The following is a 22712-nucleotide window of genomic DNA, read 5'->3' on the forward strand; positions in this document are numbered from 1 at the left end:
GGCGAACCATTCGCCTGAAAATTCATTGCGCTCTAAGACCCGTGACTACGATGTCTTGAAGTTGGCTTTCTTCAGCAGCGACTCGTACTGCTGCGACATCATGTAGTTCTGCACCTGGGCCATGAAGTCCATCGTCACGACCACGATGATCAGCAAGGACGTGCCGCCGAAATAGAACGGCACGTTGTACTTGAGGATCAGGAACTCCGGCAGCAGGCAGACGAAGGTGATGTACACCGCGCCGGCCAACGTCAGTCGAACCAGGATCTTGTCGATATAGCGTGCGGTCTGGTCACCCGGGCGGATACCCGGAATGAACGCACCGCTCTTCTTCAGGTTGTCGGCGGTTTCGCGGCTGTTGAACACCAGCGCCGTGTAGAAGAAGCAGAAGAACACGATCGCGGTGGCGTACAGCAGCACGTAGATCGGTTGACCCGGCTGCAGCGCGCTTGCGATGTCCTTGATCCAGCGCATGCTCTCGCCGGTGCTGAACCAGCCCACCACCGTGGTCGGCAGCAGGATGATCGACGAAGCGAAGATCGGCGGGATCACGCCGGCCATGTTCAGCTTCAGCGGCAGGTGCGACGACTGGCCGCCGTAGACCTTGTTGCCGACCTGGCGCCGCGCATAGTTCACGAGGATCTTGCGCTGGCCGCGTTCGACGAACACCACGAAGTAGGTCACCAGGACCACCACCGCGATGATGAAGAGCGCAACGATCGGGTTCATCGCACCGGTGGTCACCAGCGAAGCCAGACCGCCGATGGCGTTCGGAAGCCCCGCCGCGATACCCGCGAAGATCAGGATCGAGATGCCGTTGCCCAGGCCACGCTCGGTGATCTGCTCGCCGAGCCACATCAGGAACATCGAGCCGGCCGTGAGGCTGACCATGGCCGTGATGCGGAAGCCGAAGCCGGGTGCGATGACCAGGCCGGCCGAGGACTCGAGCGCGACAGCGATGCTGAAGGACTGGAACAGGGCCAGTGCCAGGGCACCGTAGCGGGTGTACTGCGTGATCTTGCGCCGGCCGGCTTCGCCTTCTTTCTTGAGCTGCTCGAAGGTCGGCACCACGTAGGTCATCAGTTGCATGATGATCGACGCGGAGATGTACGGCATGATGCCCAACGCGAACACGGTGAAGCGCGACAGCGCACCGCCCGAGAACATGTTGAACAGGCTCAGGATGCCGCCCTGCTGACCTTGGAACAGCTGCGCCAGTTGGTCCGGGTTGATGCCCGGCACCGGAATGTGAGCTCCGATGCGATAGACCACGAGCGCGAGCAGCAAAAAGACGAGCCGGCGACGGAGGTCACCGAACTTGCCTGTTTTTGCGAGCGTTGCCGCGTTGGTTGCCACGAAGAACTTCTTTCAGTCCAGGGTGTTCAGGCGATGCTGCCGCCGGCGGCTTCGATCGCGGCCTTGGCGCCCGCGGTCGCACCGATGCCCGTCAGCTTGACGGCCTTGGTCAGTTCGCCGGTCTTGATGACCTTGACGACCTTGGCGATCTGGCCCACGAGACCGGCTTGCTTCAGTGCCAGCAGGTCCACTTCGGCCAGACCGAGCTGCTCGAGAGCGGTCAGCGTGACTTCAGCGTTGTACTTGAGCAGTTGCGACTTGAAGCCGCGCTTCGGCAGGCGACGCTGCAGAGGCATTTGACCGCCTTCGAAGCCCACCTTGTGGAAACCGCCCGCACGCGACTTCTGACCCTTGTGACCGCGACCTGCGGTCTTGCCGATGCCCGAGCCGATGCCGCGACCGACACGGCGCTTTGCATGCTTGGCGCCGTCGGCCGGCTTGATGCCATTGAGTTCCATATGCGTCTCTCTCGGTGCCGGTTAGAGCACTTTGACCAGATAACTGATCTTGTTGATCATGCCGCGCACTGCGGGCGTGTCCTGCAGCTCGCTCACGCTGTTGAGCTTGCGCAGGCCCAGGCCGCGCACGGTGGCGCGATGCGATTCCTTGGTGCCGATCGGGCTCTTGACCAATTGCACCTTGACGGTTTGTTGTTGCGTCATGTTGCTGCTCCTCAGGCGAAGAGTTCTTCGACGGTCAGGCCGCGCTTGGCAGCGACTTCTGACGCGGTCGTCGAGTTCTTCAGGCCGTCCAGGGTGGCGCGGACCATGTTGTAGGGGTTCGACGAACCATGGCTCTTGGCCACGATGTCGGTGATGCCCATGACTTCGAAGACGGCGCGCATCGGGCCGCCGGCGATGATGCCGGTACCCTTGGGAGCCGGGATCATGACCACCGAGGCGGCGCCGTGGTGGCCCGTCACGCGGTGATGCAGCGTGCCGTTCTTGATCGAAATCTTGGCCAGGTTGCGACGGGCTTCTTCCATTGCCTTCTGCACTGCAGCGGGCACTTCCTTGGACTTGCCCTTGCCCATGCCGACGCGGCCGTCGCCGTCACCGACCACGGTGAGTGCTGCGAAACCGAGGATACGACCACCCTTCACCACCTTGGTGACGCGGTTGATCGCGATCATCTTCTCGCGCAGGCCGTCCTCGGGGCCTTCGTTCTGCGTTCTTGCCTGAATCTTTGCCATTTTGAATCTCGTGTCCGGTTAGAACTGCAGGCCGGCTTCGCGGGCCGCTTCGGCCAGCGCCTTGACGCGGCCGTGATAGGCGAAACCTGCGCGGTCGAAGGCGACCTTCTCGACGCCGGCAGCCTTCGCCTTTTCAGCGATGCGCTTGCCGATGGCGGTGGCCGCGGCTGCGGTGGCACCCTTGCCCGAAGCGCCCAGTGCGGTGCGCATTTCGGCTTCGGCCGTCGATGCGCTGGCAATCACCTTGGAGCCGTCGTCGGAGATGACGGTGGCGTAGATGTGCAGGTTGGTGCGGTTCACCGTCAGGCGCGCCACGCCTTGCGTCGCAATGCGGATGCGGGTCTGGCGCGAGCGGCGAAGGCGCTGTGCTTTTTTGGTCAACATCATTTTGCTGCCCCTTACTTCTTCTTGGTCTCTTTGATCGTGATCTTCTCGTCCGCATAGCGGATGCCCTTGCCCTTGTAGGGCTCTGGCGGACGAATGGCACGGATCTCAGCGGCGACCTGGCCGACGCGCTGGCGGTCGGCACCCTTGATGATGATTTCGGTCGGGGTCGGCGTTGCCACCGTGATGCCTTGCGGCATGTCCTTGTTGACCGGATGCGAGTAACCGACCTGCAGGTTCAGCTTGGCGCCTTGCGCCGCGGCCTTGAAGCCGACGCCGACCAGGTTGAGCTTCTTCTCGAAGCCCTTGGTCACGCCGACCACCATGTTGTTCACCAGCTGGCGGATCGTGCCGCTCAGCGCATTCGCTTCACGCGAATCGTTGGCGGGCTCGAAGCTCAGCTTGCCGTCGTTGTTGGCGACTTTCACCAGGGCGTTGCGGGCCAGGCTGAGCGAACCGCCCGAACCCTTGACGCTGATCTGGTCTTCCTTGATCGACACATCCACGCCTGCGGGGATGGCGATCGGCATTTTTCCTACTCGGGACATTTCAGTGACTCCTCGATGTCTCGGTCAGGCGACGTAGCACAGGACTTCGCCACCGACACCGGTAGCGCGCGCCTTGCGGTCGGTCATCACGCCCTGGGGGGTCGTGACGATGGCGACGCCGAGGCCGTTCTGAACTTGCGGGATGGCTTGCGCTGCCTTGTAGACACGCAGGCCGGGACGGCTCACACGCTCGATGCGCTCGATGACCGGACGGCCAGCGTAGTACTTCAGCGTGATGACGAGTTCGGACTTGCCGGCTTCGGTCTTGACCTGGAAGCCGTCGATGTAGCCTTCGTCCTTCAGGACTTGCGCGATCGCGGTCTTCACCTTGGAAGACGGGACCGACACAGTGGGCTTCGCCACCATCTGCGCGTTACGGATACGCGTCAGCAGGTCGGCAATGGGATCACTCATGCTCATGTTGTTTGCTCCTGCCTGGCTTACCAGCTGGCCTTGGTGACACCGGGGATGTCGCCGTTGAATGCCAGTTCGCGGATCTTGGCGCGGCCCAGACCGAATTGACGGAAGGTGCCACGCGGACGACCGGTGATTTCGCAACGGTTGCGCTGGCGCGTGGGGTTCGCGTTGCGCGGCAGCTTCTGCAGGCCCAGGCGGGCAGCAGCGCGCTCTTCGTCGCTCTTCTTGAAGTCGTTGGCGATCGCCTTGAGTTCGGCGTGCTTCGCGGCGTACTTGGCGACCAGGTTGTCGCGCTTGAGTTCGCGTTGGATCAAAGATGCTTTAGCCACAGGTCGCCTCAGTTCTTGAACGGGAAACGGAAGCCAGCGAGAAGCGCCTTGGCTTCTTCGTCGGTCTTGGCCGTCGTCGTGATGCTGATATTGAGACCGCGCAGGGCATCGACCTTGTCGTATTCGATCTCGGGGAAAATGATCTGCTCTTTGACGCCGATGTTGTAGTTGCCGCGGCCGTCGAAGGCACGACCCGAAATACCACGGAAGTCACGCACGCGCGGCAGGGCCACGGTCACGAAACGATCGAGGAATTCGTACATCTGGACGCCGCGCAGCGTGACCATGCAGCCGATCGGCTGGTTCTCGCGGATCTTGAAACCGGCGATGGCCTTCTTCGACTTGGTGACCACGGGCTTCTGGCCGGCGATCTTGGTGAGGTCGGCAACGGCGTTGTCGAGCACCTTCTTGTCAGCGACTGCTTCGCCCACGCCCATGTTGAGCGTGATCTTGGTCAGGCGCGGGACCTGCATCGGCGAGGTGTAGCCGAACTTTTCGGTCAGGTCTTTCGCGACTTTTTCGCGATAGTGTTGTTGGAGGCGTGCCATGTGAATGCTCCTTAGGCCAGCTTGATTTCTTCGCCGCTGGACTTGAAGACGCGCACGCGCTTGCCGTCCGTGACCTTGATGCCCACGCGATCGGCCTTGCCGGTCGCGGCATTGAAGATCGCCACGTTGGATTGATGAATCGGCATGGCCTTCTCGACGATGCCACCGGTCGTACCCTTGAGGGGGTTCGGCTTGGTGTGCTTCTTGACGAGGTTGATGCCTTCGATGATCAGATGGGAATCATCCTTGCGCAGCGACACAGTGCCGCGCTTGCCCTTGTCGCGCCCGGCCAACACGATGACCTGGTCGCCTTTGCGAATCTTGTTCATGGCGTTGTTGTCCTTACAGAACTTCGGGTGCCAGCGACACGATCTTCATGAACTTCTCGGTGCGCAGTTCGCGCGTGACCGGTCCGAAGATGCGGGTGCCGATGGGCTCCAGCTTGGCGTTGAGCAGCACGGCGGCATTGCCGTCGAACTTGACGAGCGAACCGTCGGCGCGACGGATGCCCTTGGCGGTGCGAACCACCACTGCACTGTAGATCTCGCCCTTCTTGACGCGACCGCGAGGAGCAGCTTCCTTGATGCTGACCTTGATGACGTCGCCCACGCTGGCATAACGCCGCTTGGAACCGCCGAGCACCTTGATACACAGGACGGATTTCGCGCCCGTGTTGTCGGCCACATCGAGCCGAGATTCTGTTTGGATCATTTCGTGATATTCCCAACTTGTACCGTTTGCTGGCTCGGACAATCCCGAATGGCAGCGCTGCGGTCAGTCTTGGGCCCGTCGTCCACACACCGAAACCACTCCGGCGCGCTTCCATTGGGCTGAAACTTGAAACTGCAAAATTTGCAGAAACACTCGTCGCCCCTAAAGTTAATCCTTTAAAAGCGAAGCCCGCGATTGTTGCATAGTCTTGGCAGGACGTCAACCCCCTCCCTTCGACGAAGACGCGAGCCCGTAGACTCGCGGCGTGCCAGCCCGACCTTCGACGCCTTTTTCCCGCCGCCGCCTGCTGCTGGCCGCGGTCGCCGCCGGCCTGGCGGCCTGCCGCAGCGGGGTGGCCCCACCGCCTGCCGCCCGAGAGGGCCAGCCGCTGCGGCTGCTGGCCGAGGCGCGCTGGCCCCACCGCATGGACTATCGGGGCAGCACCGTCGGCGGGCTGTCCGGCATCGACTACGACCGGGCCTCGGGCGAATTCCTGCTCCTCAGCGACGACCGGTCCGATCTCGCGCCGGCACGTTTCTATAGTGCGCACTGGGACGTCGAGGGGCGCCAGCCCCCGGAGGCCACCGGCGTCACATGGCTGCGACAGGCTGACGGCAGCCCCTGGCCCGCTCGCCGCGCCGCCAGTCCCGGCATCCCGGTGGTCGACCCCGAAGCCATCCGCTGGCGGCCGGACACCGGCACGCTGCTCTGGACCGGCGAAGGCGACGTCTCCCGCGGCTTCGGCCCCGCGCTCTACGAGTCGCGGCGCGACGGGACGCTGGTGCGGGAGATCGCGCTGCCCCCGATGTTCGCGGCCGACCGCAGCAACCAGCGCGGCCCCAGGGACAACCTGAGCCTGGAGGGCCTGGGCCTGACGCCGGACGGCCGCCACGCCTGGGTGGCGATGGAGAACGCGCTGCGCCAGGACGGCCCGCCGCCCACGCTGCGCGCGCCCGGCGGCCCCTGCCGCTTCACCCGGATCGACCTGGCGATCGGGCAGGCCACGCGCCAGATCGCCTACCTGCCCGACCCGATCCCGCTGCGCCCCCTGCTGCCGGGCACGCACGCCGACAACGGCGTGAGCGAGGTGCTGATGATCGACGCCCACCGGATGCTGGTGCTGGAGCGCGCCTACGCGGTCGGGGCCGGCAATTCGCTGCGGCTCTACGAGATCGATACCCGCGACGCCAGCGACACCCTGGCCCTCGACGCGCTGACCCCCGACAATCACCGTCCGGTGCCGAAAAAACTGGTGGCGGACTTCGCCGCGCTCGGGCTTTCACGGCTGGACAACACCGAGGGCCTCTGCTGGGGCCCCGATCTGCCCGGCGGCCGCCGGATGCTGGTGGCGGTGAGCGACGACAATTTCAACCCTCTGCAGGTCACCCAGTTCGCAGCCTTCGAATTCACGGACAAGTCATGAACATCGCAGTCACCTTCCTGCCCCGCCAGGAGCCGACCCCCCTGCCCCCGATCGCCTTCATCGGCGGCGGCAACATGGCCAGCGCGATCATCGCCGGGCTGATCCGGCAGGACACGCCGGCCAGTACTTTCGAGGTGGTCGAACCCTTCGCCGAGGCCCGCGAGCGACTGGCGCGCGACTTCGGCATCGTCGCCCAGGCCGAGGCCGGCGCGGCCCTGGCGCGCTGCGAGCTCGTGGTCTGGGCGGTCAAGCCGCAGAGCTTCGCCGAGGCCGCGAAGCCGGTCCGCGGCCTGGCACCCGACGCCGTGCACCTGAGCGTCGCCGCCGGCATCCCCTCCGACAGCATCGCGCACTGGCTCGGCACCGAGCGCGTGGTGCGCGCCATGCCCAACACGCCGGCCCTGGTGGGCCAGGGCATGACCGGGCTGTTCGCTCGCGAAGCCGTCGACGCGGCGGGCCGAAAGCGGGTCGAGCAGGTGCTGGGCGCCACCGGCGAACTGCTCTGGGTCGCCGCCGAGGAGGCGCTCGACGCGGTCACCGCGATCTCCGGCTCCGGGCCGGCCTACGTGTTCTATTTCATCGAGGCACTGACCGAGGTCGGCATCGAGCTGGGCCTGGCGCCGGAGCAGGCCCACCAGCTCGCGGTCGGCACCTTCTCGGGCGCCACGGCGCTGGCCGCCAGCGCCAGCGAGCCGCCCGCGGTGCTGCGCGAGCGCGTGACCTCCAAGGGCGGCACCACCTACGCGGCGATCACATCGATGGAAAACGCCGACGTGGCCGGCAAGATCAAGGCCGCCGCCCGTGCCGCGCACCAGCGCGCCCAAGAGCTGGGCGCGGAGTTCGGCAAGGGCTGAGCCCGATTCAAGGCAGGGCGTAGCCCGCCACCACGCCGACGAACACGGTGAAGCCCAGCCAGTGGTTGAGGCGGAAGGCCTTGAAGCAGCCTTCGCGGGTCCGGTCGCGGATCAGGCGCCAGTGCCACAGCGCCTGCGCCGCGGCCGCGGCGATCGCCAGGTAGAAGACCGGGCCCAGTCCCATGCCGGCGCCGATCACGGTCCAGACCACCAGGAACGTGAGGTAGCAGGCCATCACGATCGGGACGTCGAGGCGGCCGAAGGTGATCGCCGAGGTCTTCATGCCGATCAGCAGGTCGTCGTCGCGGTCGACCATCGCGTACTCGGTGTCGTAGGCCAGCACCCAGAACAGGTTGCCCGCAAGCAGCCACCAGGCCAGCGCCGGCACCTCGCCCCGGACCGCGGAGAAGGCCATCGGGATGCCGAAACTGAAGGCGATGCCGAGCACCGCCTGCGGGATCGAGACGAATCGCTTGGCGTAGGGATAGGCCAGCGTCACGGCCAGCGCCACGAAGGACCACAGCACCGTCGCCTGGTTGGTGGTGAGCACCAGTGCGAAGGCGCACAGCGCCAATGCCGCGCCCAGCGCCAGCGCCTCCTTGATCGAGATCGCACCGCTCGTGACCGGCCGCTGCGCGGTGCGCTTGACGTGGCGGTCGAAGTCGCGGTCGGCGACGTCATTGATGCAGCAGCCCGCGCTGCGCATCAGGAAGGTCCCGAGGACGAAGACCACCAGCAGGTGCCATCCGGGCCAGCCGCCACCGGCGAACCAGAGCGCGCCGAGGGTGGGCCAGAGCAGCAGCAGCCAGCCGGCCGGGCGGTTCCAGCGGATCAGGTCCAGGTAGAGCGCGAGGCGTGTGCGGCGGGGCTCGGGCATGGGCGTCGAGACGGCCGGCCCGGCGTCCTGCCCGGGCCCGGCCAAGGCATCATTCTTCAAGGAGCGAACGCAGCATCCAGGCTGTCTGGTCGTGCACGGTGCAGCGGGCGGTCAGCATGTCTGCGGTCGGATCGTCGCCCGCTTCCTCGGCCACGGGAATGAACTCGCGCGCGATCCGCGACACGGTCTCGTGGCCCTTGACCAGGATGCGCACCATCTCCATGGCCTTGGGCGGCGTCTGCGGCACGTCGGGCACGGTGGCGATCTTGCTGAACTCCGCATAGGAGCCCGGCGCGTAATGGCCCAGCGCGCGGATGCGCTCGGCGATCACGTCGGTCGAGCCCCACAGCTCGGTGTACTGGGTCATGAACATCGCGTGCAGCGAGTTGAAGTGCGGACCGGTCACGTTCCAGTGGAAGTTGTGGGTCGTCAGGTACAGCGTGTAGGTGTCGGCCAGCACGCGGCTCAGGCCCTCGGCGATGGCTGCGCGGTCCTGGCGGTCGATGCCGATGTTGATGATCGGCGCGTTGCGGCTGCCCGATTCCTCGGCGACCTTGACGCCGCCTTTCTTCGGTACCTTGCCGGCGGAGGATGCCGGTGCAGGGGTGGCGGGCGACTTCGGCTTCTTGACGACTTTGGCCATGGCGACGGGTCTTTCTAGAGGAAGGTTGACGGCAGGAGGGCGGGAGCCAAGCGGAGGCCGCTTCGCAACAGCCGCACTCTATCTCAGGACAAGCGCTTGACGCCCGGCAGCTCGCAGGCATAGATCGCGTTGCGCAGCGCCGCGATCGCCTCATAGCGGGTGAAGCTGCGCCGCCAGGCCAGCACCACGCGGCGGGTCGGCGGCTCGCCGCCGTGGGTGTCGCGCACCGGCAGGTAGCGCACGATCTGCTCGGGCTCCTTGCGGCCCTTGCCGCGCGGCTTGAGTGCCTCGGCCGGCACCGACAGCCGCGGCACCAGCGTCACGCCCATGCCCGAGGCCACCATGTGCTTGATGGTCTCGAGCGAGGAACCCTCGAAGCTCTTGCGGATGCCCTCGGCGTTGCTTGAGAAACGCGCGAACTCGGGGCAGACCTCGAGCACATGGTCGCGGAAGCAATGGCCGGTGCCGAGCAGCAGCATGGTCTCCTTCTTGAGCTCGTCGGAGCTCACCGACTCGCGCTCGGCCAACGGATGGTGCGCCGGCAGGGCGGCCATGAAGGGCTCGTCGTAGAGCGCGGCCATCGCGAGACCGGTGTCGGGAAAGGGCTCGGCCATGATCGCGCAGTCGATCTCGCCGGCGCGCAGCATCTCGAGCAGCTTGGCCGTGAAGTTCTCCTGCAGCACCAGTGGCATCTGCGGCGTGCGAGCGATGTTCTGGCGCACCAGGTCGGGCAGCAGGTAGGGGCCGATGGTGTAGATCACGCCGAGGTTCAGGGGACCGGACAGCGGGTCCTTGCCGCGCTTGGCGATCTCCTTGATGCTCGCCGCCTGGTCGAGCACGCTCTGCGCCTGCTGCACGATCTGCTCGCCCAGCGGCGTCACCGTGACTTCGCCGGCGCTGCGCTCGAACAGCTTGACCTCGAGCTCGTCCTCGAGCTTCTTGATGGCGACCGACAGCGTGGGCTGCGAGACGTAGCAGGCCTCGGCCGCCTTGCCGAAATGCCGCTCGCGGGCGACCGCAACGATGTATTTGAGTTCGGTGAGGGTCATAGTCTGCGTCAATTATGCGCAAGGGACGCATCGCCTGCGCCATCGGCGGGCGCAGGCCGTCAGGCTTTCAGGTATTCGGCCTTGCTGCCGAGCCAGCGGTCGACGTGCTTTTCGGCCAGCGCCGGGTCCCGGTCGAGCATCTGCGGCGCCAGTTCGCGGGCCCAGTCGAGCAGCATGACATCGGTCGTGAGGTCGGCGAAGCGCAGCAGCGGCGCGCCCGACTGGCGGGCGCCGAGGAACTCGCCCGGACCGCGGATCTCGAGGTCGCGGCGGGCGATCTCGAAGCCATCGGCGGTCTCGGCCATTGCCTTGAGCCGGGCGCGCGCGGCCTCGCCGACCCGGCCGCCCTCGTTCGGCGCATAAAGCAGCACGCAGGCCGAGGCGGCGGCGCCGCGCCCCACCCGGCCGCGCAGCTGGTGCAGCTGCGAGAGCCCGAAGCGCTCGGCGTGCTCGATCACCATCAGCGAGGCGTTGGGCACGTCGACCCCGACCTCGATCACCGTGGTGCTGACCAGCACCTGCAGCCGGTTGGCCGTGAAGCTCTCCATCACCGCCTGCTTCTCCGCGGTCGGCATGCGCGAATGCAGCAGGCCGACGCCGACCTTCTCGCCGAGCGCTCCGGCCAGTTCGTCGCGCGTCTCGGTGGCGTTGCGCAGGTCGACCGCCTCGCTCTCCTCGATCAGCGGGCAGACCCAGTAGACCTGCCGGCCCTGCGCGAGCTGGGCCTGGATGCGGTCGATGACCTCGTCGCGGCGGTGGTCGGCCACCAGCTTGGTGACGATCGGCGTGCGTCCCGGCGGCAGCTCGTCGAGCGTGGAGACGTCGAGGTCGGCGTAGTAGCTCATGGCCAGCGTGCGGGGGATGGGCGTCGCGCTCATCATCAGCAGATGCGGTTCGAGGTCGCCGACCGCCTTGCCGCGCAAGGCGAGCCGCTGGGCCACGCCGAAGCGGTGCTGCTCGTCGATAATCGCCAGCGCGAGCTTGCTGAAATGCACCTTCTCTGAAATGACGGCGTGGGTGCCGATCACCAGCGCCGCCTCGCCGCTCTCGACCGCGGCCGACATCTGGTCGCGCTCCTTCTTTTTCTGGCTGCCGGTGAGCCAGGCCACGCGCAGGCCGCGCTCGGCCAGCAGCGGATCGAGCCAGCCGACCAGCTTGCCGAAATGCTGGGCCGCCAGGATCTCGGTCGGCGCCATCAGCGCGCACTGGTGGCCGGCATCGATGCAGCGCGCCGCCGCCAGCGCCGCCACCACGGTCTTGCCGGAACCGACGTCGCCCTGCAGCAGCCGGTGCATCGGCAGCGCGCGCCCGAGGTCGCGGGTGATCTCGACGCCGACCCGCTGCTGCGCCCCGGTGAGGGCGAAGGGCAAGGCGGCCAGCAGTTCCGTGTGCAGGGAGGCGCCCGACGCGGCCGCATCGAGCACCGGCGCGCGCTGCGCCGCCCGGGCCCGCCGCGCCTGCAGCTGCGAGAGCTGCTGCGCCAGCAGCTCGTCGGCCTTCAGCCGCTGCCAGGCCGGATGGCTGTGGTCCTCGAGCGTGGCCATCGGCACGTCCGGCGCCGGGTAGTGCAGGAAGTTGAGCGCCCGGCGCAGCTCCCAGGCGCCATGCGGCGCGGCGCCCGCGGGCAGGGTCTCGTCGAGCACGGCCCGCGCCAGGCCGGCGCGCACCTCGCGCCGCAGCACCGGCTGGGCCAGGCCGGCGATGGTCGAATAGACCGGCGTCAGCGCCTCCGGCAGCGCGGTGCCGGCGGCCTTGACGGCCGGGTGCATCATCTGGCGCCCGAGGAAGCCGCCGCGCACCTCGCCGCGCACCCGCACCCGGGCGCCGACCGCCAGCTGCTTCTGCTGCGACGGGTAGAAATTGAAGAAGCGCAGCTGGCAGGTGTCGCTGCCGTCGTCGACGGTCACGATCAGCTGCCGACGGGGGCGAAACACGACCTCGCTGTCGGTCACCACCGCCTCGATCTGCGCGCTCTCCCCGTCGCGCACGTCGGCCAGCCGGACGATCCGGGTCTCGTCCTCGTAGCGCATCGGCAGGTAGAGGGCGAAATCGATGTCGCGCACCAGGCCGAGCTTGCGCAGCGCCCGCTGCACCACGCTCAGGCCGGTGCCGGGCGCGGCGGCGGGCTTTTCGGGCGGCGGAGACTTGGGCAAGGCGGACATGGGACAATTCTGCCCGGCTCCTCGCCGCCCTCCCTTTTTCCCATGCCTCCTTGGCACGGGCCCGTCCGGCCCTCAAGCACCATGCGCGCCTTCACGCTCTCCGATTTCGATTTCGACCTGCCGCCCGAACTGGTGGCCCAGCATCCCGCCAGCGAACGCAGCGCCTCGCGCCTGCTCGACGGCACCGGCTCGCCGGCCGTCGACCGCATCTTCAACCAGCTGCCCTCGCTGCTGCGCGCCGGCGACCTGCTGGTGTTCAACGACACCCGCGTCGTCAAGGCGCGCCTGTTCGGCGAGAAGCCCACCGGCGGCAAGCTCGAACTGCTGGTGGAGCGCGTGCTGCAGGGCGCCGAGGTGGTGGCCCACATGAAGGTCAGCAAGAAGCCGCCGGTCGGCACCACGCTGGCGATGGCGGGCGGCTTCGCGGCCACCTTGCTGGGCCGCTGGCCGGAGGAGGACGGCGCGCTGTTCCGCTTCCGCTTCGACAGCCCCGCGGGCGAAGACCCCTACGCGCTGATGGCGCGCTGCGGCCACGTGCCGCTGCCGCCCTACATCACCCACACCGACTCGGCCGACGACGAGAGCCGCTACCAGACGGTGTTCGCGCGCGTGCCCGGCGCGGTCGCGGCACCCACCGCGGCGCTGCACTTCGACGCCGCGCTGCTGGCTGCGCTGGAGGCGCGCGGCGTGCAGCGCGCCAACGTCACGCTGCATGTGGGCGCCGGCACCTTCCAGCCGGTCAAGACCGAGGACATCGCCCAGCACCAGATGCATGCCGAGCGCTACGAGGTGCCCGAGGCGACGCAGCGGGCGATCGCCGAGTGCAAGGCGCGCGGCGGCCGCGTGGTCGCGGTCGGCACCACCACCGTGCGCACGCTCGAGTCGTGGGCGAAGAGCGGCGAGGCCGCGGGCGACACCCGGATCTTCATCACGCCGGGCTTCGCCTTCGCGCACGTCGACCTGCTGGTCACCAACTTCCACCTGCCCAAGAGCACGCTGATGATGCTGGTCAGCGCTTTCGCCGGCTACGAGCGCGTGATGGCGCTGTACGCCCACGCGATCCGCGAGAACTACCGCTTCTTCAGCTACGGCGACGCGATGCTGCTCGCAAGAACCCCTACTGCACCATGCTGAACTTCGAACTCCTCGCCACCGACCCGACCAGCCACGCGCGCCGCGGCACCCTCACGCTCAATCACGGCGTGGTGCAGACGCCGATCTTCATGCCGGTCGGCACCTACGGCACCGTCAAGGGCGTGATGCCGCGCAGCCTGCACGAGATGGGCGCCCAGATCATCCTCGGCAACACCTTCCATCTCTGGATGCGGCCCGGCCTCGACGTCATGGCGGCCTTCGGCGGCCTGCACCAGTTCGAGAAGTGGGACAAGCCGATCCTCACCGACTCGGGCGGCTTCCAGGTCTGGTCGCTGGGCGCGATGCGCAAGATCAGCGAGGAAGGCGTCCGCTTCGCATCGCCGGTCAACGGCGACAAGCTGTTTCTCACGCCCGAGGTCTCGATGCAGATCCAGACCATCCTGAACAGCGACATCGTGATGCAGTTCGACGAATGCACGCCCTACGACGTCGACGGCCACGTCACGACCGAGGCCGAAGCGCGCAAGTCGATGGAACTCAGCCTGCGCTGGGCCAGGCGCTGCCAGTCCGAATTCGCGCGGCTCGACAACCCCAACGCCCTGTTCGGCATCGTCCAGGGCGGCATGTTCGAGAACCTGCGCGAGGAATCGCTGGCGCAGCTGGTCGAGATGGACTTCCCGGGCTATGCGATCGGCGGCGTCAGCGTCGGCGAGCCCAAGGACGAGATGCTGCGGATCATGGCGCACACGCCGCACAAGCTGCCGGCCCACAAGCCGCGCTACCTGATGGGCGTCGGCACGCCCGAGGACCTGGTCGAAGGCGTGGCGCAGGGCGTCGACATGTTCGATTGCGTGATGCCGACCCGCAACGCGCGCAACGGCACCCTGTTCTCGCGCTATGGCGACCTGAAGATGCGCAACGCCCGCCACAAGAGCGATCCGCAGCCGATCGACGCCAGCTGCACCTGCCACGCCTGCGCCGGCGCTTCCGGCGTGCCGTGGGAGGCCGGCGGCCGCGACGGCTTCAGCCGCGCCTACCTGCACCATCTCGACCGCTGCGGTGAGATGCTGGGCCCGATGCTGACCACCATCCACAACCTGCACTACTACCTGAACCTGATGCGCGAGATCCGCGAGGCGCTCGATGCCGGCACCTTTGCCGAATTCCGCGTCCGCTTCAAGGCGGACCGGGCGCGCGGGATCTAGGCCCGCCGGATTTACGCGCGGCGCAGGGTCCACGACCCCGACAACGTCTGGCCCGGCGCCAGCACCGCGCCGCCGATCTCCCGCGGCCCATGCCGCCCCGCCAGGTTGACCGCATCGGTGCACTGGCTCACCGGCTCGGCGCAGAAGTGGTCGCCGCCGCGCGGGCAATAGAGAACGAAGAAGTCCAGCGGCGCATCGGCCGCCAGCACCAGCACGCGCGCGGCATCGGGCCACTCGATCCGGGTCTCGCGCTGCCAGCCCGTGAAGTTGTTGTCGAGATCCAGTTCCGACAGCAGCACGCCCTCGCGCAGCCGCGAGACCTCGGCGCCGGCTTCGAGCGACACCGGCATCACCTCGGCGTCGGCCCGCCACATGGCCGCGGTATCGGCCCGCAGCCGCGTGCCGCGACGGTGCGGGAAGTACGGGTGGTGGCCGATGCCGGCGGGCATCGGCGCCGAATCCCGGTTGGTCAAGGCCACCGTGCAGCGCAGCCCCGCGGGATCGAGCTCGAACAGCTGCGAGGCCTCGAAGTCCCAGGGCCATTGCCCGTCGGCCTCGCGGGCCAGCCCGAGGCGGGCCCGCGCCGGACCGGCCTCGGCCACCTGCCAGGGCCGCAGCCAGCCCAACCCGTGCAGCGCATGCTTGCCCGACGGCCGCGCCGGGTGGCCGGCGGCCAGGGCGATCTCGCGGTCGCCGAAATGCGCCCGGCTGTCGCGGATGCGGTTGCACCACGGCAGCAACGGGAAGCTGCCCATCGCGAAGGGATCGCCGCGCGCCAGGTCTTCGGGCGTGGCCGGCCGCAGCCAGTCGAGCCGCTCGTCGCCGTGCTGCTCGTGCAGCGCCGCGATGGCACCGCCGACGCGCGGCGCCAGCCGCAGCCGCATCGCGCCGGCGGCCAGTTCAACCAGGCCCGCGGGGCTGGCTGCGCCTGTCTGCTCATCACTCATTTGGAAGGCACCTCGTCAAGCGTTGCGGACGCCGGCTATTTTCGGCCACGCGGGTGGCGGGCGACACGCGGGGAGGTCAGAATTTGCCCATGACCACATCGACTTCCCCGGCCCCATCGGCCATCTACCCTTCGCTGGCCGGACGCACCGTCTTCATTTCCGGCGGTGCCTCCGGCATCGGCGAGGGCCTGGTGCGCGCCTTCCATGCGCAGGGCGCCCGGGTCGGCTTCTGCGACCTCGACGTCGCGGCCGGCACGGCGCTGGCGCAGCAGCTCGGCGGCGGCAACGCGCCCCTGTTCCTTGAATGCGACGTCACCGACGTGGCCGCGCTCGCGGCCGCCATCGGGGCGGTGCGCGCGCGCTTCGGCCCGATCCAGGTGCTGCTGAACAACGCCGCCAACGACCGCCGGCACCAGATGGCCGACGTCACGAGCGAGGATTTCGACCGCCTGGTCGCGGTCAACTTCAAGCACCAGTTCTTCGCCGCCCAGGCGGTGGCCGACGACATGCGCGCGCTCGGCGGCGGCTCGATCATCAACTTCGGCTCGATCAGCTGGATGATCAAGGGCGCCGGCTATCCGGTCTACCAGGCCTGCAAGTCGGCCGCCCGCGGACTGACGCGCTCGCTGGCGCGCGACCTGGGCAAGGCCAACATCCGCGTCAACACGATCGTGCCGGGCTGGGTCATGACCGAGCGCCAGCTGCGGCTATGGGTCAAGCCCGAGTCGCACGCCGAGATCGACGCCGCCCAATGCCTGCCCGGCCGCGTGATGGCCGAGGACATCGCCGCCATGGCGCTGTTCCTGGCCGCCGACGATTCGAAGATGTGCAGCGCCCAGGACTACGTGGTGGACGCCGGCTGGACCTGAAGCGGCCCCGGCAGCGCCGTGGCGTCCGGCGCGGCAGAGGTCCCGCAGGCATGGCAGAACTTGGCGAAGGCGCTCTTGCGCGCGTCGCAGGCCCGGCAGTGGTCGAACAGGCCGATGCCGCAGTGCGGGCAGAAATCGATCTCGGTGTTCTTGAGGTCGACCGGACGCTCGCAGCCCGGGCACACGCTCTTGGCCAGCCGAGCCAGCGCGGTGTCGTAGCTCAGCTCGTTGCGGCGCACGGTCTCCGGCTGGGCCTCGGCCAGCTTCTGCCGTGCCAGGTAGCGGTTGAGTGCCAGGATGGCGTAGCGCCCGACCAGCACCGTCACCACGATCCCCACCACATAGCGCACGTAGCCGCCATAGCTTGGCAGGTAAGGCACGAGTTCGACGAAGAAGGCGAACAGCGCGAAGTAGATGAAGCCCCAGACGAAGGGCCACCAGGTGCTCTTGCGCTTCTTCGCGAACAGCCAGCCGGCGACCACCAGCAACGGCAGCGTGAGCGCCAGCCGGTAAAGGAACACCCGCAATTCGACCTTGCGGTTCTCGGCCTCGAGCCGTTTGCGTGCTTCTTCCTCGAGCAGCGCCAGCTGCTGCTGGGCCCGCTGCCGCGACTGCCGGGCGTCGGCGCGATCTGGCGCTGCGCCACCACGCCGCGCTCGGCCTCGTCCTCCTTCGCCTTCAAGGCGTCGAGCGCCCTGGTGCGGGCGATCAGCTCGGTGTCCTGGTCGGGCTGGGCGGTGGCGCGGCGGGTGGCGAGCCAGTTGCCGAAGGTCTCGCGCGCCGCCCGGCTGGCCTGCTGGGCCGTGACCAGCTTGAGCTCGGCCTGCTCGCGCTCGCGCCCGGCCTGCTGCTCGCTGCGCTCGGCATCGCGCACCGTGGTGCGCAGCGGGTCGGCCGCCGCGCGGTCGATGAAATCATCGAGCTCGATCCGGTGCTCGACCCGGGGCAGGTCGCCGACGATCGTGCTACCGAGCCCGACCAGGAAGCTGGCGAACACAATCGCCACCACCCACAGGCCGCGGCGAAACCACTTTTCGGACAGGCGCAGTGCCTTGCTCATTGCAATCTTCCTCTGTTGACGGGGGGGTGAAACGGGCCGGCTGATTCTGGACGACGGCCGCCTCCGGCCTGCGCTCCATCGGGAACACGAAGACGCCGGCCGCGATCACGGCGGCGGCCGTCAGCCCGGCCTGCAGCGCCAGCCGCAGCAGGTGCTGCGAGCGCGGCACACGCTCCCGGTACTCCCGCTCGTAAGGACCGAAATTGGTGATCTGGCGGCTCACCACGGGCTCCCGCCCGGCGTGATGAGGTGGGTGCAGGCGGCGCAGGCGGCCACCAGGAATGTCAGCAGATACAGCTTCATGGAATTCTTCTCGTCCGCCGTTGAAAGTGGGCGGATCATGGTCCGGCCATCGGACGCCCCCGGTCCATTCCTTCGGTGGTGCCGATACCCTGCGCCCCCGGTATCGCTATTCGATACCAAGCGGCGTCCGGCGGCCGGCCAGCAGGTCGGCGCGCGTGAAAGGCCGCTCGATCCCTGCCAGCCGCACGGCGATTTTCTCGAGCAGGCTCTGGGTCGGCGCCGGCGTGCCGGGCTGCAGGAAGAACAGGGGGGTCGCCAGGCTCAGCAGCACCAGCACCCAGCTCACGCGGGGGTGCGGCATGCGATGCTGCCACCAGAGGAAGGTGGCGCTGACGCCCACGCCGAGCGCGTAGCCGGCGATGACTTCCGACCACGAATGGGCGTCGAGCGCCAGCCGGGTGGCGCCGATGAAGGCGGCGAACAGCCAGCCGAAAACGGCCGCCGCGACCCGCGCGCGGTGCCCCTGGCGCGAGACCGCCAGCCAGCAGGCCACGGGCCAGACGCTGGCGGCGATCGCCGTGTGGCCGCTGAAGCCCGTGAAATCGAGCCGGGCGCTGCCGATGCCCCAGCCGAGGAAGGCGATCTTCGACGCGGCGATCAGGCTGCCGCCGAAGCCGAACAGCAGGATCCACAGCCACGCCAGCGGCCGGGTGGGGCTGCGAATTCCGAGCCAGACGCCGATCCAGAGCGAGGCCGGCAGCAGGAAGCCGCTGTCACCGAACCAGGTGATCGCGTGCAGGAGATCGTGCAAATGGGGCATCGGCGGGGCGTCAGGTGCCGAGAAGCACGCTGACGCGCCGCTGAAGGGATTCGGGCTGCACCTCGGCGCGGGGCATCGCGCTGCCGACGCGGAGCCCGACGCGGCTGAAGAGGCCGCGCCGGAACGGCCGCACCATCGCCACCTGCTGGCCGTCGCGCTGCTCGATCCGGCTGAAGTAGGAGCCCCAGAGATTGGTCAGCGCCATCGGCACCACCGGCGGCTCCATGCCTTCGGCGCGCGCGGCCTCGATGATCTTCATCACGCCGCCCTTGAAGGGCTGCAGGCTGCCGTCGCGCGTGATCGCGCCCTCGGGAAAGATCGCCAGCAAGTCGCCCTCGCGCAGCACCTGAACGGCGTCGGCGAAGGCCTGCTCGTAGGCCGCCGGGTCTTCCTTCTGGGGCGCGATCGGGATCGCCTTGGCGAGCCGGAACAGCCAGCCGAGCACCGGCACGCGGAAGATCCGGTGGTCCATGATGAAGCGGATCGGGCGCGGGCTGGCGGCCATGAGCAGCACCGCATCGATGAAGCTGACGTGGTTGCAGACCAGCACCGCGGCGCCCTCCTCCGGAATGTGCTCCTGGCCCTGGATGTCGAAGCGGTAGACGAAGCGCGACAGCACCCAGGCCACGAAACGCAGCAGGTACTCGGGAACCAGCATGAAGATGTAGAAGGCGACCACGGCGTTGGCGATGCCGGTGAACAGGAAGATCTGCGGGATCGTGAAGCCGGCCTTGAGCAGCACCCCGGCGATGACCGAGCTGGCGATCATGAAGAGCGCGTTCAGGATGTTGTTCGCCGCGATGATGCGGGCCCGGTGGGTGGGCTGGCTGCGCATCTGGATCAGCGCATACATCGGCACGCTGTAGAGCCCGGCGAACAGCGACAGCAGGCCCAGGTCGGCCATCACGCGCCAGTGCGCCGGCTGGGCCGTGAAGGTGCCCAGCCCCATCTGCGCGGCGGCCGGCAGCCCCCGCGAGGCGAAGTACAGGTCGATCGCGAACACGCTCATGCCGATCGCACCGAGCGGCACCAGGCCGATCTCGACCTGGCGGCGGCTGAGCGTCTCGCACAGCAGCGAGCCGGCGCCGATGCCGACCGAGAACACCACCAGCAGCAGCGAGGCCACCTGCTCGTCGCCGTGCAGCACCTCCTTGGCGAAGCTCGGGAACTGGGCCAGGAAGACCGCGCCGAAGAACCACATCCACGAGATGCCCAGCAGCGAGCGGAACACCACCACGTTGCCATGCGCCAGCTTAAGGTTGCGCCAGGTCTCGCTGACCGGGTTCCAGTTGATCTTCAGGCCCGGGTCGGTGGCCGGCGCCGGCGGGATCGCCTGCGCCACCGCGCGGCCGGCCAGCGCCAGCAGCAGGCAGGCCACGGCCACCGTCGCATGGCCGACCTGCGGCAGGGCCACCAGCAGCCCGCCGGCCACCTGGCCGAGCAGGATGGCGACGAAGGTGCCCATCTCGACCATGCCGTTGCCGCCGGTCAGTTCGCGTGGCGCCAGCACCTGCGGCAGATAGGCGAACTTGACCGGGCCGAACAGGGTCGAGTGCAGCCCCATCAGGAAGACGCAGGCGAGCAGCACCCCGGCGTCGGCCCGCAGGAAGCCCCAGGCCGCGATCGCCATGATCGCGATCTCGAGGTTCTTGACGAAGCGGATCATCTTCGTCTTGTCGTGCTTGTCGGTGAGCTGTCCCGCGGTGGCGGAAAACAGCAGGAAAGGCAGGATGAACAGCGCCCCGATCGCCAGCCCGGCCATCGCCGGGGGCATCCAGGCCAGCTGCAGCTGGTAGGTCACCATCACCGTGAAGGCGAACTTGAACAGGTTGTCGTTGGCGGCACCGGCGAACTGGGTCCAGAAAAAGGGCGCGAAGCGCCGCTGCCGCAACAGCGCGAACTGGTTGGCGTGGCCTTCGGGCAGGCGGGTGGAGGCAGCTTCGGTGGTGGGCGTCATGTTTCAGGTGGAGGCGGCGGAGCGCGTTCGCAGGGAAGCGGCGTGCGAATTGTGCCGCAGCGTCCGCCGCCCCATCACCTGCAGGGCGTGCAGCACCGGCAGCGCCGCCAGGGCCGCTGTCAGGTGCTTCAGGCTGTGGCCCGACACCAGGTGCCGGGTGGCCTCGAAGATGGCGTGGTCCGCGAGCTCGAACAGCTTGGCCAGGGCATAGAAGAACACCACCCAGCCGAGCTTGAGGCCGATCGCCCCCGCTACCGGCCGACACAGCGCCAGCGCCAGCACCAGTGCCATGCCGCCGAACTGCACCACGGCCCAAGGCAAGGCGTTGCCGTACTTTTGGCAGACCGCCGCCGCCAGCAGCCCGCCCGCGAGCGTGAACCAGGCGGCCGGCCAGCCGGCGCGGGCGCTGACCCGCTCGCAGACCGCGAAGCCGACCAGGCCCGAGAAGGCCACCGCCATGCCTGCGCGGTCCGCGGCCAGCCGCAGGTCGTCGGGCTGCAGGTGATAGAAGGCCGAGCCGAGCGCGGTCAGGATCAGGCCGGCGAAGAACATCCAGGCGCAGTCCAGCGCATTGAAGGGCGGCAGCGCGAGCGCCTGGGGCAGCGGCGCGGCGTCCTGCAGCCGCTCGTGGGCACGGTCCAGCCAATGCAGCCAGCGCAGGCCCCAGATGCCCAGCACCGCGAAAGGCAGGTTGCTCAGCACGTCCATGGCGTTCGGCAGCGTGCGCCAGGACTGGCCATCGGCGAAGGGCGCGCCGCCCAGCGCCGGGGCCGCGACCGAGGGCCCGAGCACCGCGGCGCTGACCAGCAGCAGGGCCAGCGCGAGCAGGGAATGTTCACGACGGGTGAGCGACGGCAGGGACGGCAGGGACATGGCAGGCTCCGATGGGTGCGCGTGGGAGCTGAATCTAGGTTGTCAACCCACCGGCCGGCATCGAGAATCGATACGGAGCACTTTTTCACCACTTCGGGTATCAATCCGCAATACTTCCTCCGCCCATGAGTACCACTGTCGACCTGGTCAATGCCCTCAAGAACGAGCTCAAGTCCGCCCACATGACCTATGCCGACCTGGCCAAGTCGCTGGACATGGCCGAGTCCAGCGTCAAGCGGATGCTGGCCAAGGGCGACATGCCGCTGACCCGGGTCGACGCCATCTGCCGGGCCCTGAAGATCGACTTCGCCGAACTGGCACGCCGGGTGGCCGACGCCCAGCCGCTGCTCAAGGAGCTCACGCTCGAACAGGAAAAGGCCGTGGTCAAGGACAAGAAGCTGCTGCTGCTGGCGATCTGCGTGCTGAGCCAGTGGACGCTGGAGCAGATCGTCGGCGCCTACCGGATCACCGAGGCCGAGTGCATCGGCCACCTGGCCCAGCTGGACCGCATCGGCATCATCGAGCTGCGGCCGCTGAACCGCTACCGGCTCAAGCTCGCCAAGACCTTTCGCTGGCGGCCGCACGGGCCGGTGATGGACTTCTTCCGCGAGAACGTGGTGCTCGACTACTACCGCGGCGGCTTCGACGGCCCGGCCGAAGGGCTGCTGCTGGTGCACGGATCGATCAGCAAGTCGCTGGCGCCGGCCTTCCTCGACCGGCTCCAGCGGGTGGCGCAGGACTTCGCCCAGCAGCACCAGACCGACCAGAAGCTGTCGCCCAAGGAGCGCGAGGGCTACACGCTGCTGCTGGGCATGCGCAACTGGGAGTTCGAACTGTTCACCCGCCTGCGCCGGGCCTGAAAACACACGAAACCGGTTTCTTCTGTAAGATTCGCCCAGCAGAAAAGCGGACGCATCCGTCCCACCGATGGCGCAATCTCCCATGAACGCTCAGGTGAACCGCCCCCGCAGCGGTTCAGACACTGCCTTATTCGTGATCAATCGCCGACTGGAGAGTCACCACGCCACGTGGTGCACCGAAGGAGCAAACCCGTTGCCGGTCGCAGCGCGGTGAAACTCTCAGGTAACAGAGACAGGGGGAGCGGCATTCTGAACCCCGGGTCTTGCCGCTTGCCACAGTAAGCGCTAAC

General features: G+C 68.0%; 26 protein-coding genes, 1 pseudogene and 1 riboswitch. Of the genes and pseudogenes, 6 read left to right on the forward strand and 21 right to left on the reverse strand.

Going from position 1 to position 22712, the window contains the following annotated elements:
- Positions 1 to 45: 45 nt before the first annotated feature.
- Genes secY through rplN form a run of 11 tightly spaced genes read right to left on the reverse strand, consistent with a single transcriptional unit; the run spans position 46 to position 5485 of the window.
- Entirely contained in the window at positions 46 to 1356 is a 1311-nt protein-coding gene (gene secY, locus QTI17_RS16130; RefSeq protein ID WP_286506520.1) for a preprotein translocase subunit SecY, read from the reverse strand.
- Positions 1357 to 1382: 26 nt separating this feature from the next.
- Positions 1383 to 1814, reverse strand: coding sequence for a 50S ribosomal protein L15 (gene rplO, locus QTI17_RS16135; RefSeq protein WP_286506519.1), 432 nt, complete (start codon positions 1812 to 1814; stop codon positions 1383 to 1385).
- 21 nt (positions 1815 to 1835) lie between these two features.
- A complete protein-coding gene (rpmD, locus tag QTI17_RS16140; protein WP_286371091.1) occupies positions 1836 to 2018 on the reverse strand; it encodes a 50S ribosomal protein L30 in 183 nt (60 codons plus the stop codon).
- 11 nt (positions 2019 to 2029) lie between these two features.
- Positions 2030 to 2548, reverse strand: a complete 519-nt coding sequence (gene rpsE, locus QTI17_RS16145; RefSeq protein WP_028250822.1) for a 30S ribosomal protein S5 — start codon at positions 2546 to 2548, stop codon at positions 2030 to 2032.
- A gap of 18 nt (positions 2549 to 2566) precedes the next feature.
- Positions 2567 to 2932, reverse strand: a complete 366-nt coding sequence (rplR, locus tag QTI17_RS16150; RefSeq protein WP_286522277.1) for a 50S ribosomal protein L18 — start codon at positions 2930 to 2932, stop codon at positions 2567 to 2569.
- A gap of 14 nt (positions 2933 to 2946) precedes the next feature.
- A complete protein-coding gene (gene rplF, locus QTI17_RS16155) occupies positions 2947 to 3480 on the reverse strand; it encodes a 50S ribosomal protein L6 (protein WP_286521996.1) in 534 nt (177 codons plus the stop codon).
- 24 nt (positions 3481 to 3504) lie between these two features.
- A complete protein-coding gene (gene rpsH, locus QTI17_RS16160; RefSeq protein ID WP_286521995.1) occupies positions 3505 to 3900 on the reverse strand; it encodes a 30S ribosomal protein S8 in 396 nt (131 codons plus the stop codon).
- A 20-nt stretch (positions 3901 to 3920) separates the two neighbouring features.
- Entirely contained in the window at positions 3921 to 4226 is a 306-nt protein-coding gene (rpsN, locus tag QTI17_RS16165; RefSeq protein ID WP_286371088.1) for a 30S ribosomal protein S14, read from the reverse strand.
- 8 nt (positions 4227 to 4234) lie between these two features.
- Positions 4235 to 4774 (reverse strand): 50S ribosomal protein L5, encoded by a 540-nt coding sequence (gene rplE, locus QTI17_RS16170; RefSeq protein WP_028250827.1) that lies wholly within the window; start codon positions 4772 to 4774, stop codon positions 4235 to 4237.
- An 11-nt stretch (positions 4775 to 4785) separates the two neighbouring features.
- Positions 4786 to 5103: a 50S ribosomal protein L24 gene (gene rplX / locus QTI17_RS16175; protein WP_286521994.1), complete on the reverse strand. Its 318-nt coding sequence runs from the start codon at positions 5101 to 5103 to the stop codon at positions 4786 to 4788.
- A gap of 13 nt (positions 5104 to 5116) precedes the next feature.
- Positions 5117 to 5485, reverse strand: a complete 369-nt coding sequence (gene rplN, locus QTI17_RS16180) for a 50S ribosomal protein L14 (RefSeq protein ID WP_068674584.1) — start codon at positions 5483 to 5485, stop codon at positions 5117 to 5119.
- Between the two features lie 265 nt (positions 5486 to 5750).
- Between rplN and QTI17_RS16185 the strand changes: the two genes are divergently transcribed.
- Both QTI17_RS16185 and proC read left to right on the forward strand, forming a co-directional pair.
- A complete protein-coding gene (locus QTI17_RS16185; protein WP_353506711.1) occupies positions 5751 to 6908 on the forward strand; it encodes an esterase-like activity of phytase family protein in 1158 nt (385 codons plus the stop codon).
- Positions 6905 to 7762 (forward strand): pyrroline-5-carboxylate reductase, encoded by an 858-nt coding sequence (gene proC / locus QTI17_RS16190; protein WP_286534339.1) that lies wholly within the window; start codon positions 6905 to 6907, stop codon positions 7760 to 7762. Before QTI17_RS16185 ends, proC begins: the two co-directional genes overlap by 4 nt.
- A gap of 7 nt (positions 7763 to 7769) precedes the next feature.
- Here the strand turns inward: proC and ubiA are convergent, their stop codons facing one another.
- The 4 genes from ubiA to recG form a co-directional block, all read right to left on the reverse strand.
- Entirely contained in the window at positions 7770 to 8639 is an 870-nt protein-coding gene (gene ubiA, locus QTI17_RS16195) for a 4-hydroxybenzoate octaprenyltransferase (protein WP_286534341.1), read from the reverse strand.
- A gap of 49 nt (positions 8640 to 8688) precedes the next feature.
- Entirely contained in the window at positions 8689 to 9282 is a 594-nt protein-coding gene (locus tag QTI17_RS16200) for a Dps family protein (protein ID WP_286521990.1), read from the reverse strand.
- An 83-nt stretch (positions 9283 to 9365) separates the two neighbouring features.
- Complete coding sequence (locus QTI17_RS16205) at positions 9366 to 10331, reverse strand: LysR substrate-binding domain-containing protein (protein ID WP_286534342.1); 966 nt, start codon at positions 10329 to 10331, stop codon at positions 9366 to 9368.
- Positions 10332 to 10390: 59 nt separating this feature from the next.
- Positions 10391 to 12493, reverse strand: coding sequence for an ATP-dependent DNA helicase RecG (gene recG / locus QTI17_RS16210; protein ID WP_286534343.1), 2103 nt, complete (start codon positions 12491 to 12493; stop codon positions 10391 to 10393).
- Positions 12494 to 12574: 81 nt separating this feature from the next.
- Here recG and queA point away from each other — a divergent pair, with 81 nt between their 5' ends.
- Positions 12575 to 13627 carry a tRNA preQ1(34) S-adenosylmethionine ribosyltransferase-isomerase QueA gene (gene queA, locus QTI17_RS16215; protein ID WP_286534344.1) on the forward strand — a complete coding sequence of 351 codons (1053 nt, stop codon included), beginning with the start codon at positions 12575 to 12577 and terminating at the stop codon, positions 13625 to 13627.
- On the forward strand, positions 13621 to 14793 hold the full coding sequence (tgt, locus tag QTI17_RS16220; protein WP_286534345.1) for a tRNA guanosine(34) transglycosylase Tgt: 1173 nt from the start codon (positions 13621 to 13623) through the stop codon (positions 14791 to 14793). The genes queA and tgt overlap by 7 nt, the downstream gene beginning before the upstream one ends.
- A gap of 11 nt (positions 14794 to 14804) precedes the next feature.
- On the opposite strand, the gene QTI17_RS16225 is transcribed toward tgt, so the two are convergent.
- A complete protein-coding gene (locus QTI17_RS16225; protein ID WP_286534347.1) occupies positions 14805 to 15740 on the reverse strand; it encodes an aldose 1-epimerase in 936 nt (311 codons plus the stop codon).
- A gap of 89 nt (positions 15741 to 15829) precedes the next feature.
- Between QTI17_RS16225 and QTI17_RS16230 the strand changes: the two genes are divergently transcribed.
- Positions 15830 to 16609: an SDR family NAD(P)-dependent oxidoreductase gene (locus tag QTI17_RS16230; RefSeq protein WP_286534349.1), complete on the forward strand. Its 780-nt coding sequence runs from the start codon at positions 15830 to 15832 to the stop codon at positions 16607 to 16609.
- Here QTI17_RS16230 and QTI17_RS16235 read toward each other — a convergent pair.
- The 5 genes and pseudogenes from QTI17_RS16235 to QTI17_RS16255 form a co-directional block, all read right to left on the reverse strand.
- A pseudogene (locus QTI17_RS16235) lies at positions 16582 to 17669 on the reverse strand (serine endopeptidase). The gene QTI17_RS16230 and the pseudogene QTI17_RS16235 sit on opposite strands and share 28 nt — an antisense overlap.
- 219 nt (positions 17670 to 17888) lie before the next feature.
- Positions 17889 to 18011, reverse strand: coding sequence for a hypothetical protein (locus QTI17_RS16240; RefSeq protein WP_286534350.1), 123 nt, complete (start codon positions 18009 to 18011; stop codon positions 17889 to 17891).
- 67 nt (positions 18012 to 18078) lie between these two features.
- Entirely contained in the window at positions 18079 to 18732 is a 654-nt protein-coding gene (locus tag QTI17_RS16245; RefSeq protein ID WP_286534352.1) for a phosphatase PAP2 family protein, read from the reverse strand.
- Positions 18733 to 18742: 10 nt separating this feature from the next.
- Positions 18743 to 20689, reverse strand: a complete 1947-nt coding sequence (locus QTI17_RS16250; RefSeq protein WP_286534354.1) for an MFS transporter — start codon at positions 20687 to 20689, stop codon at positions 18743 to 18745.
- A gap of 3 nt (positions 20690 to 20692) precedes the next feature.
- Complete coding sequence (locus QTI17_RS16255) at positions 20693 to 21562, reverse strand: hypothetical protein (RefSeq protein ID WP_286534355.1); 870 nt, start codon at positions 21560 to 21562, stop codon at positions 20693 to 20695.
- A 125-nt stretch (positions 21563 to 21687) separates the two neighbouring features.
- Here QTI17_RS16255 and QTI17_RS16260 point away from each other — a divergent pair, with 125 nt between their 5' ends.
- The gene (locus tag QTI17_RS16260) at positions 21688 to 22422 is read left to right on the forward strand and encodes a helix-turn-helix domain-containing protein (RefSeq protein WP_286506498.1); all 735 of its coding nucleotides are present in this window, start codon (positions 21688 to 21690) and stop codon (positions 22420 to 22422) included.
- 138 nt (positions 22423 to 22560) lie between these two features.
- Positions 22561 to 22668: riboswitch (glycine riboswitch) on the forward strand.
- Positions 22669 to 22712 lie beyond the last annotated feature (44 nt).

The sequence above is a fragment of the Variovorax sp. J31P179 genome (genome assembly GCF_030316985.1).
Lineage (GTDB): Bacteria > Pseudomonadota > Gammaproteobacteria > Burkholderiales > Burkholderiaceae_C > Variovorax > Variovorax ginsengisoli_B.